The 21079-nt window shown below is 32.9% G+C and carries 17 protein-coding genes; 4 read left to right on the top strand and 13 right to left on the bottom strand.

Annotated features, from left to right (window positions below):
• Positions 1–334: 334 nt before the first annotated feature.
• Positions 335–2242 (bottom strand): right-handed parallel beta-helix repeat-containing protein, encoded by a 1908-nt coding sequence (locus DFQ12_RS14470; RefSeq protein ID WP_120259763.1) that lies wholly within the window; start codon positions 2240–2242, stop codon positions 335–337.
• A gap of 362 nt (positions 2243–2604) precedes the next feature.
• Positions 2605–3051, bottom strand: a complete 447-nt coding sequence (locus DFQ12_RS14465) for a nuclear transport factor 2 family protein (RefSeq protein WP_120259762.1) — start codon at positions 3049–3051, stop codon at positions 2605–2607.
• 316 nt (positions 3052–3367) lie between these two features.
• Between DFQ12_RS14465 and DFQ12_RS14460 the strand changes: the two genes are divergently transcribed.
• Positions 3368–3676 carry a hypothetical protein gene (locus tag DFQ12_RS14460; RefSeq protein ID WP_120259761.1) on the top strand — a complete coding sequence of 103 codons (309 nt, stop codon included), beginning with the start codon at positions 3368–3370 and terminating at the stop codon, positions 3674–3676.
• A 300-nt stretch (positions 3677–3976) separates the two neighbouring features.
• On the opposite strand, the gene DFQ12_RS14455 is transcribed toward DFQ12_RS14460, so the two are convergent.
• Positions 3977–4423, bottom strand: coding sequence for a nuclear transport factor 2 family protein (locus tag DFQ12_RS14455; RefSeq protein WP_120259760.1), 447 nt, complete (start codon positions 4421–4423; stop codon positions 3977–3979).
• 216 nt (positions 4424–4639) lie between these two features.
• Between DFQ12_RS14455 and DFQ12_RS14450 the strand changes: the two genes are divergently transcribed.
• The 3 genes from DFQ12_RS14450 (at position 4640) to DFQ12_RS14440 (ending at position 7405) form a co-directional block, all read left to right on the top strand.
• Positions 4640–5212 carry a hypothetical protein gene (locus DFQ12_RS14450; protein WP_120259759.1) on the top strand — a complete coding sequence of 191 codons (573 nt, stop codon included), beginning with the start codon at positions 4640–4642 and terminating at the stop codon, positions 5210–5212.
• A 508-nt stretch (positions 5213–5720) separates the two neighbouring features.
• Positions 5721–6719 carry a glycosyltransferase gene (locus DFQ12_RS14445; RefSeq protein WP_120259758.1) on the top strand — a complete coding sequence of 333 codons (999 nt, stop codon included), beginning with the start codon at positions 5721–5723 and terminating at the stop codon, positions 6717–6719.
• A 50-nt stretch (positions 6720–6769) separates the two neighbouring features.
• Positions 6770–7405, top strand: coding sequence for a glycosyltransferase family 32 protein (locus tag DFQ12_RS14440; protein ID WP_120259757.1), 636 nt, complete (start codon positions 6770–6772; stop codon positions 7403–7405).
• Positions 7406–7476: 71 nt separating this feature from the next.
• Here DFQ12_RS14440 and DFQ12_RS14435 read toward each other — a convergent pair whose 3' ends face one another.
• The 10 genes from DFQ12_RS14435 to DFQ12_RS14390 form a co-directional block, all read right to left on the bottom strand.
• Complete coding sequence (locus DFQ12_RS14435; protein WP_120259756.1) at positions 7477–8109, bottom strand: TetR/AcrR family transcriptional regulator; 633 nt, start codon at positions 8107–8109, stop codon at positions 7477–7479.
• 403 nt (positions 8110–8512) lie between these two features.
• Complete coding sequence (locus DFQ12_RS14430; protein ID WP_120259755.1) at positions 8513–9247, bottom strand: glycosyltransferase family 2 protein; 735 nt, start codon at positions 9245–9247, stop codon at positions 8513–8515.
• 72 nt (positions 9248–9319) lie between these two features.
• Entirely contained in the window at positions 9320–11062 is a 1743-nt protein-coding gene (locus DFQ12_RS14425) for a lanthionine synthetase LanC family protein (RefSeq protein ID WP_120259754.1), read from the bottom strand.
• Between the two features lie 58 nt (positions 11063–11120).
• Complete coding sequence (locus tag DFQ12_RS14420) at positions 11121–11876, bottom strand: glycosyltransferase family A protein (RefSeq protein ID WP_120259753.1); 756 nt, start codon at positions 11874–11876, stop codon at positions 11121–11123.
• A gap of 3 nt (positions 11877–11879) precedes the next feature.
• Positions 11880–14066 carry a peptidase domain-containing ABC transporter gene (locus DFQ12_RS14415; RefSeq protein ID WP_120259752.1) on the bottom strand — a complete coding sequence of 729 codons (2187 nt, stop codon included), beginning with the start codon at positions 14064–14066 and terminating at the stop codon, positions 11880–11882.
• Positions 14067–14069: 3 nt separating this feature from the next.
• The gene (locus DFQ12_RS14410) at positions 14070–15101 is read right to left on the bottom strand and encodes a hypothetical protein (protein WP_120259751.1); all 1032 of its coding nucleotides are present in this window, start codon (positions 15099–15101) and stop codon (positions 14070–14072) included.
• Positions 15098–16702 carry a hypothetical protein gene (locus DFQ12_RS14405; RefSeq protein ID WP_120259750.1) on the bottom strand — a complete coding sequence of 535 codons (1605 nt, stop codon included), beginning with the start codon at positions 16700–16702 and terminating at the stop codon, positions 15098–15100. Before DFQ12_RS14405 ends, DFQ12_RS14410 begins: the two co-directional genes overlap by 4 nt.
• Entirely contained in the window at positions 16699–17619 is a 921-nt protein-coding gene (locus DFQ12_RS14400) for an HlyD family secretion protein (protein WP_167457281.1), read from the bottom strand. The genes DFQ12_RS14405 and DFQ12_RS14400 overlap by 4 nt, the downstream gene beginning before the upstream one ends.
• Entirely contained in the window at positions 17610–18464 is an 855-nt protein-coding gene (locus DFQ12_RS14395) for a thiopeptide-type bacteriocin biosynthesis protein (RefSeq protein WP_120259748.1), read from the bottom strand. Before DFQ12_RS14395 ends, DFQ12_RS14400 begins: the two co-directional genes overlap by 10 nt.
• A gap of 8 nt (positions 18465–18472) precedes the next feature.
• A complete protein-coding gene (locus DFQ12_RS14390) occupies positions 18473–21079 on the bottom strand; it encodes a lantibiotic dehydratase (RefSeq protein WP_120259747.1) in 2607 nt (868 codons plus the stop codon).

Here is a 21079-nt window from a genome sequence, read left to right as displayed (position 1 = left end):
ATTACAATGACTATTCAATTATTTATCAAAATTTTCAGTTCAGTTACTACAATTTATCAAAAATAATTTACTCCAATAAAACTATTTCAAATCGACTGTTGTTCTTACTATACAAAACGGCTATTAGCTACCTTTCGAAAGAAAGGTTCAACATAAAAATTGGCGTCGTACAGTGAAAATCCAATTGTCTTCAAAAACATTGGATGAGGAAACGATAAGAAACATAAAAATTACTGTACAAAAAACGCTAAGAGAAAGGGTCTGATGAGAATCAGGCCCTTTTGACGTAAAAAAGCCACATCTCACGACGTGGCCCTGCAATATAAATTAACAATTAAGTTGCACGATAGACTATTTTAATGCGAAATGTACCAGTTGATGCTGCAAGATCTGACTTGCGAACGTAAATTGTGTTCACATAATTACGAAGTACTCGAGAAAATCTGCCATTAACTATATTACCGCTATTGTTGAGAACAGTAACCGTGGATAAATCCAAATTATTGACGACCTGCCCGTTATCCGCTGACGTTCCGACATACAGACGCGCTCCCTCCAGTTCTCCAACCGCGTCTATCAAGTCAACTGAAATAATATCCCCTCCTAGCTCAATAATATTTCTATCAATCCAGCTGCGAATAGACAAACCAATATTTGCGGTGATCACCGGAGAAATCCATTCCCTATTTTCTGTTGAGGTTAGATTACCTCTTGGTGATTCCCGAAGAAATCCTAAATAGTTTCTACCACCAACAGTACGTTTATAGTTGTCATAACTCGCACTGGCATATTTACCTGAGAAAAAGTACAGTAGAACGTCGATATTCCGTCCCTCAATATGATTCCCATTAAATCCGCAATCATAAAAGAATGGATTAGGATTTTCAATATTAATAAACTCTGTTGCAAATTCAAACGTTGGCGACCATTTACACGATAGAAAATTGTTATCGAATCTAACACCACGATTTCTTCCCATCACTATAATTCCATGTTCCGCAAATTGTTCTGGCGTAAAATTCCCATTGTTAACACCCTTTGCAAAACCATTACTGACAAAATTATTCGATACACTGCCTGATCCGGCAAAAAATCGGCTCCCAATGGAAAAAGGGCGTACACAATTTTCGATGTAATTATTATTTATCTCAAATCCGTTGACCGAACCACTTTCGGGATCATTGATTTCGCCATCGTCAGCTGCTACATAAATTCCTTTTAGTGAAGTCTCAATGATATTATAGTTTATTGCTATACTTTGGGCCTGACCTACACATATCGCGCCACCACCTTGTCCACCTGTGACGGTATTACCATTGCAAACCAAGCCATTAATATTGTTCATCCCATACACGCCCCAGGTATTAGCTCCTGACGATGTTATGAAGTTATTAAGGATCGTTATTCGCCAAGAATAAAACAATTTCACCGCAATCCCCTTGGTACTCGATATTGAGGAATTTAAAATTTTTATATTAAACGTATTCCGGATATATATTGCAGTGGTTCCATTGTTACTCACTTTTAAACTCTCAATGGTAACTCTGCCCACTCTGTTAGGAATGATACCCTCACTCCCGATAATGACTGTTATATCAACACCATTTCCAATAATACCCTGCCCCTGTCCGTCACCCATCAATGTTTGATTAGACAACGGATATATGGTACTAACTTTATAACCGACTTTAGGAGTTGAGAATACAATTTTGGTATTGCCTGTATTAAGTGCATTTTGTATGGAAATGGTATCATCTTTAATACCATCGCCTTTCGCCCCATACCAAGTGACGTCGATCTCACCGACAAAATCTGTTTGCAGCTTTATCGTGCTCAGTTCATACATACTACCACCATCGTCTGGCTTATTTGCCGCCGAAAGAAAATAATTGAGAGATTGCACCCTCCCAAAATCTCCCTTTGCATAGTATCCTAAAAGTCGTACGCCTTTATAATAGCCTATTTTTATCAAAAATTGATAATATAATGACATCGCCCGGAGTGCGGTTACTGTGTCTACCTCTAAAAAGAGTTCTCCCCATAATGGCTTATCTTCTCTAAGATATTCCCCAGTAGTTTCATTCTTAATATAAATGCCCCATTGATCGAGTTTAGAGTCATCCATTGGACTACCGTCATACCAAGTGGTCACTACGGTATACGAACGATTCACATTGTCTTGGACTGTTCCAACAAACGGTTCAGTCGTTAATTTTTCCATGTTTGAATACTGTGTTTTCATAAAAATTTAATTTAATTGTGTAACATAAAACATAAGCTGATTAAAACACATGAAGCGACCATTTACCGACTTAAATCAGTCTGTTAACCGCTTTAATCTGACACTTAACGGCAATAAGATTGCCCTCAGAAGTGGGTATCATCATGCGTTTATTTCAATTGTTACACAAATTTAGGTTCGGGAAGAGGGCAAATGAAGGTAAAGTAGAGCTATGTTGTCGGTAAAACGGAACAACCGAAAAGTCGCTACTTTGCTGTCCCAAAAACAGAGAAAGCCACATCTCACGACGTGGCCTTAAATAAACATATGATTCACTAATAGTCTGCCTCCGAATGCTGTGGCAGACCACTAATTATTGGATACTATTTATATGAATTGATAGATTTGGATACTTTCCACACATTACCCTCGCGAACCAAGGTCACAAGATCAGTCTTGGTGAAGTTCTCAAATTTTAGAGTTACCTTGGCAACCATACAGTCAGCTGACTCTTCGATAATATCACTAGTTACTGTACAATTTAGCTTCTCACCTTTTTGTTTTTTCAAGTATTTAACGACTTCGTTCCGGCTGTTGGTCTTTGCATTGGAAGCTTGGATCTTTTGATTGAAATCAGTTGCAAATAACTGCTCCACACCTGCCGATTCTCCCTCAATAGTTACCGAAACATAGTGATCGAGTGCCAAGTCTGCTGTAGAAAGGTTGATGGTTGCTTTTGCAGATTTTGAGTCTGGTCCTTCTGCTGCCATAGCGAAAGTAGATATTGCGATTAAGGCTGCTGCTGCGAATGTTTTTACTAATGAGTTCATAATGTCTTTATTTTATTGTGTTAGTTATATTGTTCTTATTTGTTGACTCAAAACTACGACACAATACGCCCCCAGCCTATGGCCTTTAGACCAACGATCAGGAAAACTCGGTGAATGGTGGGGATAGGGAGGTGAAAAAATTTGATTTGGAGATTCAAACTATGCTTATCCGTTACTTAATAATTATTTTCCAATTCTGTAATAATTAAACGTGGGTCTTCAGTAGCATATTTTAACCAGATAGAATCGCCTTCATTAATTCTATTGGGATTAATATCCCAGCCAGTGCTACTTTCATACCCATATTATCTACTAAATGGCAAAAATTGATATTTCGTTGGAGGAACTACTTTCCGTACGAGAGAAACTCATTGAAGATATCAACAAGGAGATGACAGATAATGAACGTAAATTCTTGCTCTCCGTCAAAAATAGGACACCTAATTGGGCACTTCTGGGCCTGGATGCAGCTTTAGTCTCGGAACTTCCCTCTGTGAAATGGAGGTTAATCAATTTAAATAAAATGTCAGAGGATAAACATATGACTGCTTACAAAAATCTAGAAGCTGTCCTATATCCATCAAGTCAAGCCGAATTTTGCCAATATTTCACATCTAGGGTCTAGATTTTATTTTCGATTGCACCAAGCTGAGTGGTATGTCGGAAATTCCGAACAACCACTTCTTTCCCTAATCTTTCTACTAGTTCTTTATTTAAATTTATGCTCCACATCTCTTTAAAAGCTATCTTGAGAGTTATTACGCCACTTATTATCAATAATTTCATCAAGTTTACCCCTAATCTTACAGAGTCCTCCTCCTAAATTAGTCCTTGTATTATGTCTAATTTTTCTTCTAAACACAGAAGAAACCACATCGGAAATGATGTGGTTCTAAAACATTTATATATTTATTTAAGATGGCTCTTATTTATAGGAATTGATTGATTTGGATACTTTCCAGTTATTACCTTCACATACCAAAGTCACAACGTCTACTTTGCTGAAATTTTCAAATTTTAGAGTCACTTTAGCCACCATATAGTCAGCTGATTCTTCGATGATGTCGGTAGTTACTGTACAATTTAGCCTCTCGCCTTTTTGTTTTTTCAAAGATTTGACCACTGCTTCACGGCTATAAGTTTGTGCATTGGTAGCTTGGATCTTTTGGTTGAAATCAGTTGCGAATAACTGCTCCACACCTGCCGATTCTCCCTCAGTAGTTACCGCAACATAGTGATCGAGTGCCAAGTCTGCTGTAGAAAGGTTAATGGTTGCTTTTGCTGCTTTTGAACCTGGGCCTTCAGCCGCCATTGCGAATGTAGATACTGCGATTAAGGCTGCTGCTGCGAATGTTTTTACTAGCGTTTTCATAATGTCTTTTTTTATTGTGTTAGTTATATTGTTCTTATTTGTTGACTCAAAACTACAACACAATACGACCCTAGCCTACAGGCTTTAGACCAACGATCAGGAAAACTCGGTGAATGAGGGGAATGGGGAGGTGAAAAGACTTAGAATAACGCACTCAATTTTCGATAATCAGACTCTAACTACTATCTTTAATAACAAAAGCTTCTACAAGTTCAAATGATTGAAATTTCCTATCGACAATATAAAGTATTAATCAATACCGATCACCAATTTACAGTGGAGTCCGCCGATAATCTCAGACGCTACAAACGGGTATATGTTGATGATTCATGTGATCGATATAGCAACGTATCTAACGTTGCCATTTTAGTAAAGCATGGTCAAGATGAAGTGGCTAGTGCGATTCTTTGTGATATAGGGGTTTTCACAGGATTGAGCGAGTCCTCTTTTATAATCGAGGAGAATGTACTTTATATTTGCGCGGGGAATAAACTGTATTATTTAAATATTCCAGACTTAACGCTTAAATGGAAAGGACAAGTAGATTACGTAACGAATTTCAGTGTTCAGAAATTAAAAGATGATTTACTCGTACATGGTGAACTTGAAATCCTAAGAATAACAAAGCTCGGAGAAATAAAATGGCGATTTGGAGGACACGATATCTGGGTAAATAATGATGGCCACAAAGAAATGACTGTACTACCAAAAAGCATAAAACTGGTCGACTTCCAATCGAATTGTTATGAACTAGATTTTGATGGTAATATCATTTCTCAGAATTTATAGGGAGTTTAGGATTTTCATCGGTTCTCATGACGAATTTGTTCTTGTAAGATATACTTCAATAATCCTATTGAATTTATAAAAAAAATCACTCCAATAAAACTATTTCGAAATGACTATTGTTCTTACTACACAAAACGGCTACAAGCTACCTTTCGAAAGAAAGGTTCAACATAAAAATTGGCGTCGTACAGTGAAAATCCAATAGTCGTTAAAAACATTGGATGACGAAACAAAAAAGAGGAAACGATAGAAAACATAAAAATTACTGTACCAGTAAACGCTAAGAGAAAGGGTCTGATTTAACATCAGGCCCTTTTGATGTGTAAGACTTAGCCCCCCAATATTAAGAGAACGGTATGATGGTCTGAATTAAAAATTAAGTTGCTAATAAAACACTTTTCAAGATAATGGCATTTCGAAAATATTTTACTATTTTAAACATTATTTTTTACCGTATATTAATTGCCGATTATATAACATAAATAGACAAATATGTTAAAACCTATTTATGAAGTACCAATACAAATCCGATGATGATTTTACTGAAATTTCTATTTTTTATTTTCAATACAAGCCACATATGACAAATCGCCCCATATTATCTGTGGTAATGCCCATTTTCAATGGAGAAAAATATCTTGAAACAGCAATCAACAGTATATTGACTCAAACCTTTTATGAATTTGAATTTGTGATCATAAATGATGGATCATCGGACAAAACAGATGAAATTGTTCGGTCTTTTTATGACAATAGAATTGTCTATATAGCTAATAAAAACAATGAGGGAATAATACGGTCTCTAAATAAAGGAATTTATTTTTCAAAAGGTCAATTTTTAGGACGAATGGATTGTGATGATGTATCCCGTACTGATAGATTCGAACTTCAAATTGAATTTCTCAACCAAAATCCAGAGCTAAGTATTGTCGGCTCTGACTATGAAATACTACCCAGGTCCGACAATAATAACATTATTCCACAAAAACGAATAAATGTTCCGACAGGCCACGAAGATCTTTCGTTGGTGTTTTTACATCATAACGCTATTTGTCACCCTACTGTTGTAATGAGAAAAGAAAATCTTAATTTCAATAAACTTTATTACGATCGTTTAGCCAACCATGCGGAAGATTATAAGTTATGGGTTGATGCAACTCTTTCCGGTTTAAAATTTGGGAGCATACCTAGCCCACTTTTGAAATATCGCCTTCATAGCGATCAAATAAGTACCAAAAAGAGAGAGGAACAGTTTAATTCCGCATGTAAAATCATGCTTGGTTACGCTACTACAATATTTAGTCAATCGGTTATCAATAATCCCAGAGACTATTTGGGGCTTATCTTGAATACAGAAAGTAGATTTTTGAAAGATCAGGATTTCATCAAATATACTCAACTCGCAAAGAAACTTATTACTGAGAATAACAGGCAAAACTATTTTAATAAAGAGAAATTTGATTTTTTTATGGAGAATAAACTGAATAATTTAACCCCATATAAATAAGTAAAAGTTTTCATAACAACACAAGAATTAATTTTCGAGCTATAATTACAATGATACCAAAAATTATCCACCAAATATGTTTCAATACACCTTCTGAATTAGCAAAGCGATGCATAAATTCTTGGGTTTGTTTAAAAGAAAAAGAAAATTTTGATATTATATATTGGAATTTCGATAAGTTAGTTGATCTAATACAAAATGAATATCCTTGGGCATACAACTCTTTTGTCACGGCAAGAAATTATGCGGAAGCTGCTGATATAGGGCGCTATTTAATTGTCTACCACTTTGGAGGCTGTTACGTTGACTGGGATATACATTTGAATAATGTAGATCATTTTATTTCACTATACAATGAGGAAGTAAATGGTTTTGTATTGATAGATCCGGTTAACTACACCATTGCGTCAGAATTTTTTGCAAGTCCACCCAATGAACGTTATTTTTTGGAGATCGTGCAAGAAATAAACAATATATATTTAGAAGGTAATAGAGATAGCTTTTTTACTCCTCAATACTCCGGACCATTTCAAATGAGAAAAACCTTGTCGAAATTTCAAGAAATTGATTTTAGCTTAATTGAAGTCAAAGAAGTTTTTGAATATAATTATAGTGAGATAAAACAGGCAACATCGTTCACAAAGCATGGAATCCTTACGCACTTTTGGGAACATTCTTGGATATAATTATATTTTATTTTGTAATTCTCAACTTTCTACAAAATCTTATTTATATACGGCATAATCTTCAGGCTTTTCTATTTTATACTATAAAGTGAATTAATCAAAGTCGTGATAGCATTTGTTAACCTTTCTCTTCCTAATTCATCCTTTACGTTTATTTCACAAAATGTAACTCCCGTCGCATCTGCATGGAGTGTCAAATAATAAATTCCTCCCAAGATAAGAGCTAAACATGCTCTTAAATCTACCGATTTATCAATAAACCAAGGATCAGTAACTTTAAATAAATTACTCCTAAGCATTTCCCTTTCGACTGATAACTGCTCTATTGGCGAAGATTTTTCAGTAACTTCCAAGAGCGTAATTTTTTTTGATTCATCAATATGATCAAGATGATCAAATAGATCAATTAAAAGGTCATTAATCACTGATTTTCCAAAGTCATCGAAATTTGACTCCAAATTTTGCAATGCAATAGAACTTTGATTTGTCCAAAAATCCTTTTTTCTCAGATAACCATTAATCAATTCATCAAAATTCCCAAAATATCTATAGATAAGCTTTTTATCAACTTCTGCTATTTTCGATATTTTATTTACTCCAAGTTTTGAATATCCTTCGGTAGCAATGATTTTTCCGACAGCTTCAATTAGTTTATTCTTCGTCTTTTCTTTGTTCCGAATATCTCCATCAACTATTTTTCTCATAATAAATTTAGGTCTTATCGTGCTATGTAAAACAGAAAATGCATTTTTCAACAGCAAAGATCCTATATCTCGGATCTGGCATCTCTTTATAATGCACAACAGCTTCTTAAGTTATTGGTTAATACTTCAAAAATTTATCTATGAAAAATATTTTAAATTTTCATTATGATTTAATCGTCTATAAACAAAAAATCACAAATAAAAACACATAGAGTTCTTTTTTATAAAAATGAAAAGAATTATTTAAATTTAAAAACAATAAAATCAATCAATCGATTGCGCAATTTTCATGCTTTAAAATAGAAAACGTAAAAGAATATAAAAGCAGCTATTCAAAGAGTTTCTACAAGCAGATTTTTAGTTTTTAAAAAAACTCCATCACAATTTGTAGTTTTAAATGTTACTATAATATACCGATTTTATAGCTCGATAACATCGTATAAACTGCTTCGATTTCAATTGGCGAAATAATTCTATCACCATGATCGAATGAGTACTTCCTATAATTGTCAAAATTCTCTGGATTTTCACAATCAGCGCTGGTTTTAAAGCTAAATATATCGTCTCCCCAATTATATATGAGGGTGGGCTTACCGTTGGAGTCAATAAAAATATCATCGTCCCTAAGCAACGGATTTAGCCAATTCAAGTGCTGGTCCGTAGTTGTTTCCGAAAAACCAAAATTAGAAACATGCTTCCGATCAACAAAAATAGAAGGCTCCATATTATTCGCTTCCAAAGAAATATTATTATCATATCTAAAGTATGAATATTCAGGTTTATACGCCTTTTTACCGCCTCTGATGAAACCATCTACTCCTTTCTCTATATGATCTTTTGAAAAGAGATCATCGTCATCCCAAAAAATTACGATGTCTGTATCGTCACTTATATATCTAAATGCATCTCTATAGATAGCACCGAGTGTTTTATAAGGCGAATTTGTTAGACTATCAATGGATTGATTGATCAATTTAACTGCATTCCTATCCACATCTGGAGAAAGATCCTGCTTAATTGCGGAATTTTGAAAAATGATTAATTCACAATCGCTATAGGTTTGATTTAAGAATAACGAGAGACTTCTTTCACATAAAGAATGCCGCCCACATGTTGCCATTATTGCCGTTACTTTCATGTATTCACTATTAATATATAATATACTTACTTATGGTTGTACAAATCAAAAAATCTTTTCTGCTAATGAGTTTTAATGGGATTCAATTACATTCAGCAAATCATCCATACCACCAAATACTTTATTTATAGTCAGACGATTAGCCTCACTCTTTACAGGAATTAATATTTGATTTTTTATAAACGATGCAATCAAGAGCTTATCATTAAGTTCTGTTTTCTTTATAAAATCGGTTATCGTGAGATCAGAATTGAACAATTTTATTATTGAGAATAATTGATTTGAAATAGCAAACTTATTAGAAGAGTAGATATTGACGACCTCTAAATAAGTTGATTGAACGCCCTTATCAATAAACATTCTTTCATTGATTTTCAATTCAATTTTTACTATTATTTTACTCAAACCTCCTTTTTCAATGCATTCAGCTAAATGTTTACATAGAATTTCTTCAGCATAAATCTCACTGTTATAATAAACACTTTTTCTCAAATGAAAATCCTTCTTTTTTCCTAAATACAAACCAGAATTAAAAGATTCATTATGTTGAATTGTATGAAAGAATTCCCGAAATGAAATTTTTGAGTCTATCATTTGTTGGGATACCATTTGTGCATAAAGGTCAGGATATTTCAATTTGATCATTAAATCTTCATACAAAATTGTCTTATTTTCATACCGGTGGTTATGATGATCATAAAATAAAAAATTATTGTCAGCCCCCCCCTCCAAAAAATACAAATAAATATAAAGGATACCAGAAAGTCCATAAAACATGGAATAATCAGTACAACTATCGACCTTTTTTTGCAAAAACTTTGAAAAAAATATTTCTTCAAGAATTATTTTTGACCGGGAGTTATCTAGGATTAAAAAATCAACCAACAAAAAAAGCATCATAGAGCCTAAGCCGCAACAAACGGATAAATCCGTTTGTTTGTATATATATTTAGAGATATTCTTGCGAACTAATTCAATATCTTCAAATAGCTCCTTATCCCCAAAAAGTTTGTATAGGAAAATTCTGTTGATCCCTATCCCTGAAAAACCGTTGCACCAACTGACATGACTGGAAATTCCATCTTTCCCCGTATCGAAATATCTAGAAATAGCTCCTTCTAAATCTGCAATCGGAAATGCTCTAAAATCAGGCCATAGCTCGTAGGTTTTTAGATAATGATTTTCATATTTTAAGCATCTGTGAATAAACTTATAAAGATCTACATTACATGAGTTTTTACTATAAACAGCCAAAACATATGCTACTCCACTAACTCCATGCGCGAAGCCACAATATTCCTTCAGCTGATTGGGCCGCTTGTCAAAAATAATACCATTCGAAACGTTATCAAACTTAGCGCTCCTGAAGATCTTTACTAATATTTCATTCAATTCAATCCCATGGCTATATATTTCATTAAGTTTTATCAGGCCCAAAAGAACCCCAGAATGTCCACCTAATACATCGCTACTGCTTAATGGTTGATCAAAATCTAACTTGCTTAATATCGTTTCAACCCTTTTTTCATTACAAGCATCATCTGTTATTGTTGATAGTAAAGCAAACATATATGCAATACCCAAATGACCAGTATAAAAATCAACAGAAATATCAAATTTTGCATACGTGCTATCGATTCTCTCAGAAAGAATTACTAAACTATTGAGTACAGAATCACATTTATAAACTTGATAATATTTTATCAATAATAGTGTTATTCCACTTAATCCATTTGTAATATTGATATCATCCAAAGATGAAATTTCCTTTTCTAGTGAATAATTTATTATTTGCCCAATATAGCGCTTATACATATTTGTTATATCAATTAGCAGTGAGCAAATACCGATTTCTAATGCATTTCATGTATCTCTAGTCCCTGAAATCTGAAAAACATATGTCTAAATATTCCTTAACCATCTCTTCACCCCAAGGAATTAACTTTTTGCCATCACCAAAATCAATAGAACGCTGTTTAACTTCATTTCTAGTATTCAGGTCATCATTTGAAGACAAACCACTGATATGAGCAACATTCGCTTGCCCAGCTTCTATACAAAATGTTGGAAATAAATCCTCCGCAACAGCAAATTGTCCTCTACCTTCAGCTTCAAAATACCATTTATGATGATAGACAAGAGAAGTATTTAGAAAAAAGCCAATTTCATTTAAAAAATCTTTCCTTATTATACAAGCACCTTCGGTGTATGAATTGGCATCTAACAGCTCGATATAATCATTGCCCGATTTATAAAAATAATATCGCTTACGCCAAGCCTCATATTCTTTATTTATTTCGAGATAATTTACTCCAGAACTGAGGTGGTTCTCCAAAAAGATATCGTCATCGTCCCAAATACTTACATAATCAGCATCTGAAGGCACATAAGTCAACGCATCCCTAAAAACAGTACCAACATCTGTATATTCACTCTTTGAAATCAAATCTATATGATTATTAATTATAGTTACATTTTCGTTATAAACATCTAGCACCAATGGAGCGGGAGCATTGTTGTAAATTAGTAAATGTTTATTTTCATAATCTTGATTTAAAAATAATCCAATCGATCTGCGTACGTAGGAAAATCGTCCATAGGTACACATTAAAGCTACTATTTTTTTCATATTTTAAGTAAGTTGTGTTTTTACTAATTGATAATAATATCCTTTCATAGATATTAATTCGGCATGCGTTCCTCTTTCGACTATCTCGCCATATTTCATCACTAATATTTGGTCCGCATTTTTAATCGTACTAAGTCTGTGCGCAATTATTACTTTAGTTCGACCTTCAAATAGCGTATTTATATTATCTAAAATCAACCTTTCGTTTTCTGCATCTAACGAATTTGTAGCCTCATCTAGAAATATATATTTTGGGTTTTTATAAAGTAGACGTGCAATTAGTAACCGTTGTGTTTGCCCCTGACTAAATTTTCTGCCTTCCTTTCCAACTTTAGTATTATACTTTAACGGAAGTGTTTCAACATGCGAATGAATATTAGCAGCTTTACTAGCATTTATAAGTAACTCCTCGTTGACTTCGGCTGAGCTAATAGCAATATTATTGGCAATGGTATCACTAAAAATATAACCTTCTTGGGACACAACACCACATAGACCCCGCCAATCTTGATCATTAAGGTCGTTGAGATTTATATCATTTATTTTAATCGATTCATTTTCTGACGGATAAATTTTAAGTAATACTTTAATTAAAGTAGATTTCCCAGACCCGCTCTCACCCACTATCGCAGTAACTTTGCCAGCCGGAATGGTACAAGAAATATTTTTTAAAATATCCTTACCTAAGGTGCTTTTGTCATACCTAAAGCTCAGGTTTTTTATTTCTATATCCTGGACTTCATTTGATAAAATGTGATTTTCACCCATTTTATTTACATCATCAGGTTCAGAATTATGAACTTCTTGAATTCTTTCTAGACTAATCTTTGCATTTTGATATGAACTTGTTAATGAGGCTAATGAATTGATAGGACCCTGCAATTGTCCCATAATATATGAAATCGACATCATTACCCCCAATGTAATATTGCCGTTAATAACTAAAGCAGCAGTGATCAAACTAATGGATACCGCTTTAGCCTTGTCAATAAAAAATGAACCAAACTCTTGAATTTGTGCCAAGTCCATAGACCTGATTGCCAATTTAAATTGCTTAACCTGTTGTTCTTCCCACTTCCAACGTTGCCGCATTTCACAGTTTTGCAGTTTTATTTCATAAACACCGTTCAAAAGATCATATGTTATATTCTGACCATTTGCACTTTGTTGAAATCCTATGTAATTAAATTTTCTACGCTTCTTTAAAAAGAGGAAATTCCATCCAATAAGAATAAAGTTCCCAAGCATAAAAATTAATAATACGGAGGTGTTATATCTTGATAGCAGTATAGAGTAAACGATAAATTCGATTGAAGAGAATATTATAATCAAGGAGGAAGATGTTAAAAAATCCTGAATACTACTTTGATCCCCCATTCTGTTTGTTAAATCGCCTATAGATTTTGTTTCAAAATAGGTGAAAGGTTTTCTAAATAATACAATCAAAAAGTTAGACAACAAATTCATACTAATCCTATTACCAATATGCATAAAGAGCCTACCTTTAATAAAACCAACGAACATTTGGCTAAATCCTAATATCAGCTGGAAAATTAACATCAATATGATGAAATTGAAATTTGAATCGAGAATCCCATAGTCCATTACAGATTGAGATATAAAGGGAAGGCAAAAAGTAATCCCCATATTGAAAATAATTGTCAAGATGATCTGCGGGAGGTACTTTTTAAAGGGAGTGAAAAATCGAGTAAAATATAAGATATCTATCTTATTTGCCCCATCATCATGATCTTCTTCATAAAGCTCGGCTAAAGGTTCCAATAGCAGAATAAGCCCTTGATCCTTATTGGACAATCTAGTACTCATTGTTTTTTCAAAGAACTGTTCTAGCGATAAGGTTACAATCCCAAATGATGGGTCGCCTATAACCACCGATTTTTTACCAACTTTGTAAACGACGACAAAGTGATCTTGATTCCAATGAACTATTGCAGGGAGTGGTAACTTGTGGATAACATCTCGGTCAAAATAAGCCAACATAGTTCGAAAATTTAACTTTTCGGCACCTTCAGCTATATCATTGAGTGAAACACCATCAATATTTCTATTACATATTCTCCTTAACTTATTAATACTAATTTCCAGATTGTAGGATTTACAAATCATTTTTAGACATGTTGGCCCACAGTCCATCTGGTCCATCTGGATATAAACTGGATATGTCCTCATTTTCTAAACTCCCCCACACAATTTATACCATGACTTTAATGTCTCCTTTTCAGAAATACTAATAAATAGTAAACCCGCCAACGAGTAGTCGTTAACACTCACGTCTTCATTCCCTGTTTCCAAATATTTTAGCAAGGCATCGATAACTTTACATTTAATATCAGTGGTATCTATATGTTCTGATAATCGATCCAACAGTATATATAGTTGAAGGGCATTAAAAAAATTTGTTTTATTAACCGTAGAGATAACCTTATCCGCATGTCGGACTAAATACATGAAAATTTGAGCAATGGATGGATCATCATGGGGATTAACATTTTGAGCAAGAATAAACATCATTTCCAATAGTAAATGAGCCGTAATAATATCCCTAAAATTGTTGTCAGTAATCATTTGAAATATAGCGTAGAAATCAAATGGAAACTTGTGTTCCTTGTCTATCTTTAGCCGTGAGCAGATCTTCTTTTCTACACTAAACAACTTACAAAGCTCGATCAGATGAAGAAAATAAATACTAATATTTTCTTTACCGAATCTATTCAAAAACTTCTCTCCAGTTTTAATTTTATAATCAACATAAAATTTCTGATTACTAACCTCTATTAGATCAAGCCCATAAATAACTTGTTCGAAAATCTCATCAATATCCGAATTTGATTCAAGAAGACTATAGATACAGCCCCCACCGCCCAAAAAAAAGTTCGAGGATTTGGGCATTGAATTTTTAAACGCATTCCTTACGATGTGGATATACGCTTCAGCATTTTCAATTCCACCTATATATTCCAATTCGGTCAACAAAAGAGGAACCCCAAAAGACCCTTCCCAAAAATTGATCTTAAAAAGATTTTCATTTAACATCAAATTGAAAATCTCATGAACCTTTTCCTCGCTCTTTTCAAGAATTTCATCATCTTCCAGAAAGATTGCGCATTTATAATAAAAATAGCTGGAAATTGCTGTTAATTCAGCGGGTTTCAATTTTAACAAACTATCAACACTATTATAACATGTTAGTATCTGATTTCTCATAGATTTGCGATATAAGATTTCATATTTGACTGTTCTTCCGTTTTAGAAAATTCAACCTTTTGAGTAATAATGAGCGGCTCATTTATAATATTTCTACTATATCTTTTGTACAATTCGAATCGAACTTTAGAATTGGTATTTTTTCCAATTATATACAAACATTCTAATTCACTTGAGAAAACTTCTTTGTTAACAATAAAAAAATCATAATCAGCCTTCGTATTAAGTGTATAGTAAGGATGCCTCTCCTTGTAGATTTTATACGGGACTATTTCATCTGGAACGATAAAAAGTTCTCCATTATGTGGTATGGTGAATTGATACCTGTTTGAGCGATGCCTAAGGATGCTTGATAATATTTGATCTGCCAGAAAACGATGATGCGGTCGAATAAATATCAAATATTTTATTCCACACGCTTTAAATTCATCCTGAAACTCTATAAAAAGTTGATTATTTAAATAGCTAATATTTTCATTAACACTTTCTATACGCTTCAACACCACATTTTCACAATCGAATTGCAAAAGTTTCTTTTTTCCATAGGAAAGAATAAAAATATAGGTATTAAATACCTTATTAATCAATCGAATTAGTTCCAATAAATCGGTTAGTTCAAGCTCATTGTCACTATTAATTGCAATACAGAAACAGGAGTCTTTTAATTCGTGGGAATTCTTAATTTTTTTAAAAAATTGAACGTATTTGTAACTATTCGTTTCTGGGTGAATATCCTTATCAAAATCAATATAAAAAGGAGATGAGTTGTGAAAATAATGTTTTACAAATACATTAAAACCTTGAGAATCTTTTTCTAATGTTGCTCCAGCATCGTGATATATAGATTTTGTGTTCCAGGTATCATCTTTTTCTAAAGGCCAACAAAAATCTAATTGAGAGGAAATTTTCGTTGGGAAATTAAAGTAATATGCATTCCATAGAATTGCCCACATATCTGCACACCAGGACTGTATTGGATTTTCTAACTGGGAGTTGGATGCAAATTTATTTAAAAAATCATATAAGGATTCACTATCTCGTTCAACTTTATCCCAAAAGCCGGCATCAGTCCTTTTGATAATATATTGTGCTCCCCCAGTATTTTCGTTGTTATCATAAACAATTTGGGGATCAATGCCTATTATTTCTGCCATTTCACTCAATAGGTCATTACCTCCTTTACTTATAATATAATCTGCATTTAAATAACTACCTGCATCAGATATATACCAGATTTCATCATTTAGGAATTGAGAAAAATCTATCTTTTGGGTAAATGCAATATCCGAATCATGGTAGAATATTGATTCATCTTTTAGATAATCAAATTGTTGAAAATGTTTCTTAATTATATGAGGTCTTAATGTAGATAAATAAATATTATTAGGTCTTTCATCTTTGTAAACATAAATTGACGCAATATCTCCATATTCTTCTATAAAATATAGTGTATCCTCAGATACTCCCTCGATAGGATCATATCCCAATAAAATATGAATTTGATCACGGGAAACATTTTGATTAGTGATCAGACTTTGTAAAAAAATCTTTAGTTGCCAAATAAAATATTGTTCGTCAGGTTGGGCAGACAAATAAATCATAACATTTTGGTTTTATTAATTAATTTGGTTAAAAGCGTTTCGTTATTTTTAATGATTTCAATACTACAATTCATCTTTGGATAAAACTGTATCTTTTTAAATGAATTGCTCGATATGCCTTTATCCACACTTACTTCAACTCCATACTTTCCATCATTCGGTTTCCAACTAATAAAGGAAACAAACCCTGTGAAATTATTATGTTTCGATACGGTATTGTCTTTTAATTTTATAATGACTTTTTGATTAAGAGCTATTTTAGAAATATCCTCAATTGGAATTGTCAATTTTATCATTGGCCTAAAATCCGAAGGAATTATCTCTCCAACATTTTGAAATTTATTACCATAAAAAGATTCATGAATATTATTCAGGGTTACCAGACCATCACACGGAGCATATATGATATTATCGTGTTCAAACTCTTCTAATTTGGATAAAAACCTATTTTTTGCTAAACTCCATTTTATTAATGAATCAGATGAGTCAAAAAGATTATATGATAGTAGCAGAAAGTCGTCGTATGACTGCTGTAACTCTCCAAGATCTGTAAATTGCTGTAATTTAATAATCTTCCTATCTGATAATTTTTTCATAAGTTGTTTTAATTCTAAAAATTCTACATAGGAAAAACCAACTTTGGGATATGCAATTATTTCTTTGGCTTTAACTGAATCCCTTTCCTTGACAACCATTTTGTACCACCCTTCCCGAGGAAGGGTAATTAAAAACTCGGCAGGCCCAAATTTCACAAGTCCATCGAATCTGGTCTTTTCGACTACTGTAAAAAGGGATGCAAAAGAAAGAAAGGAGACAAAAACAAAGATAAAAATGTAAATTCCCCATTTAGTTAACCAACTTGGCGGACGCTCTAAAAATTCTTTCGCTTTTTCATGTTTAATATTATTCAATTCCATTTGCATTTAAACATATTAAGAATCAAACTTGAAACATAAGATTCGTCTAAATTACTTATACCAAAACGGTTATTATTCATATGAATCAAGGAATCTACAATTCCGTACAGAGGCTTAGAAAAAAAATCGAAACTAGTTACTAAGGTCAGACATCTTTCAAATTCCTTGCGGTGTGCAATACATTGGTTTTCTAATCTTTTGTGCAATGCGCTCTTTTTATTTGACATACAGTAATCATAAACAGTCAACATATTATCTTTAGCCGCTTGAAAACGTTTATCAAATACAAAGCCTATGTCAGGAATACCACTTCCTTCATCCGTTACTATAAACCCCATCCACAGTCGCTTAGAAATTTCAAGAAAATCATTTATATAATCCTTATGTATAAAAGAATTGATTATTATAGTATTTGCAATGATCGCCTGTATCAACCGCTCATTATAGGAATTATCCTTTGAAGTTCTCAAACAACCTGCAACGAATTTAGAATTGTAAGAAAAAAAAGACTCAGCGATTTTTATTCCTTCTTTACCACCATAGCGCTCAATTTCGGGCAAATATTCTTCCACCCGATAACCCGAAATTTTATATCTTATTTCATTATCATAGGAAGAATCATATTTTATTAAATATCTTAACAACTCACTCGTCTTCACGGAACTTAACAGTCTTAATCTCAAATGATATCCATCTTGATCCTTATACCTAATGAAAAAATAATTGGAAATAGTAGCATTTTTCTGAAGAGAGTTTAGAAAACCATAAACTAAGGTTTTGATATAACTCTCTACGTCTTGGTTCACATAAATTTTAATAGTCTCCCTATATGTCAAGTTTTCCATTTTTCAACCTAATTTTTCCAGTCTAAAATATGTTCAGTAACAAAAGGATCTCCTGATTCATTGAAAAACAAGGAGTCAGAACTCGGTTGCATTTCCATTAAATACAGGTCATGCTCTTTATTGCTCTTTAAAAAATCAAATAGAATGCGTACTGTAATGGGTATTTTTAGGTCAACATAAAACGGCTTTCGGTTTCTATGATATCGAATTTGAGCAAATACGACATCATCAATCCCATATTCCATTGAAATTTCGACAAGTTTTATAAAAAATAGAGTAAAACTCTGATTGGTTATTTGATCTAAAATATCTTGGGAAATCTTCCATGATTTTCTTCTTAATATTATATTATTGTCCAAAACTATCCTTGGCAATACACTTACGTTCTTCCCTGAGTTCGCTTCCTCTCTAAGTTTATATATCCGTTGGACAACAAATTGAACCCCTTCTGTTTTTAGTACAGAGAAATAGTGGATCAAAAATCTGAAGTACGTTGGCCGGGCCTCTTGTGCCTGTAAATCTACATCAATAAATTTCACCTCTCTGTTTAAAACCTTGTTACAGAGCACCAATCGCCTTGTTTTTTGATCATATCTAACAACCAAATCCTTAAGATACACATTTGTAATACTCGTTTTTTCTTCTTTATGTGTCAATTTACTTTCTAATAAGGCTGGGTGGATATTTGCATTAAAATCCGAAGGATGAGATAATTGAACTAACATCTCAGCGCTATTCTTCGACAAATTAAAATTCCTCATTTCTTCCAATACAAGTTCCTCTTTCGCTGTCCTTCTATTAAAGAAGCGGCCTAATAGTCTTCCATATCCTTCGAAAATATCCGAATTCAATACCGCTTTGAGTTCAATACCTTCCAAAAAAAGCTGTGTAAAAACAGTATAGGATGACTCTAATAAATCATCTCTAATCTCAAAATCCTTAGACTTAATATGTAAAACATCGTCATCTAGACTCTCATTTACAAGTAAGTCTAAAATTTCGCAATTATTCCCGGATAAATCTATCCCTCCATTTAATGATTCATCCCTTTCGTCCAATTGCCAATAATCATGGTACATTTGTACGAATGGCTTCTGATTCAAATCCGCATTATTCTTAATAAAGGCCTTCCAAAGAGCAGTGGGCACATCTATGAAATTATTCGCATACGCTAAATTTACCCTATTCAATTTGTCAAGCGAATCTACAATAGCAGTAATTTGTCGATTATTAATGGAGACTGTGTATGGCGATTTAACATCCTCATAAATGAACTGTGATTTCTTTACATTTTTTAATAAATACCTAAAAGAAGTGGGTAAATCATCGCTTAGTGTAACTTCAATTGTTTTGTCGTACAGAAATCTATCCTTGAACAATTTATAGAATTGCTTAACTGCATCATCGTCATCTCTAATTAAACACGCAATTCCTGTACAATACGAATTAATAATTCGATCTAACAATTTACTCTTTTCAATAGGGTCAATTATCTTTTCGTAATCTCCGATAAAACCTTGAATATCCGAAAGCTCCCTGCTAACAATATTCATATTTTCTTCGAAAGGGAATAGGCGTTTCAATTCTATAATTATCAATTCTAGCCAATTATCCTCTTCTTGAAAATGAAAATTTGTGACAACTAAAATATCTTTATCCACCAAATCCGAAAGATATTTTAACAGATCAGAATAATCCACTTCAACGTTTTCAATCAGGATTTCTGATAATAACTCAATACTCATTGAAGGTTTTTCGGAAAAAACATTAAAGATTTCACATATTATTGGCGAGTTATCAAAAATATGCGCCTCTTCAACATTATTCAGGTTAGTGATATATATAGATGAATGTTTATTAAAATCAGTAATTGTCTTGTTAAGATTAACATCAAGTTTTGGAAAAAAACGTTCATTTCTCTTTATTAGTTCAAATAATACGGTGCGGAGATATAAGTTAAGTGTAATTAAATTTCTTTTTTCACCAACAGCCGTCAAAATCTTACAAAATTTATCACATAAAATTCTATTAAAATTTGTGTGCGTAAATTCACTGTAAGGAGAAGTCTTTGTGACGTACCTTAAAAAATATTTGAAAAGAGATATTTCCGTTTTTCTTTCAACTTTTTCATTTAAAACATATTTATTTAAATCATTAAATAAGGGTAGACTGGAGAGCAAAATTGCTGAACTAAATTCTTTCCTCTCCAAAATGGTTTCCTGAAACGTTTCAGTAAACTTTTTAAAGCTCTGATCTAGCTCAATTTCCACCAATTCGGAACATAACTTATATTCGTTAATAGCATTGTTATAGAATGAAATATCTCTTACCAGTTCCTCAAATTGGCCAATATTCAGTTCATCCTTTCTTTTAATTACCAACATTTTATCAACTCTTTTCCTAATATTACTGAGCGAATTTTTCTCATTGCTGTTTAAATTTTTAGAAAAAAGGGATTCTAATTCTGCTCCAATTTTATTGGACAATGCTTGCAGCTCTTTTCTTTTTGTTAATACATTTAGTATTTTATTGTAGCATTCAGCAGCAACAAATTTATTTAAGTTGTTAATTGAACTTCCGCAAATTCGAAGCAAAGGGTATTCAAAAATTTCCAT

Origin of the sequence: Sphingobacterium detergens (assembly GCF_003610355.1) — a bacterium.
GTDB lineage: Bacteria > Bacteroidota > Bacteroidia > Sphingobacteriales > Sphingobacteriaceae > Sphingobacterium > Sphingobacterium detergens.
Note: the sequence above shows the minus strand (reverse complement) of the source record. Positions and strands in the feature narration are given on the sequence as shown.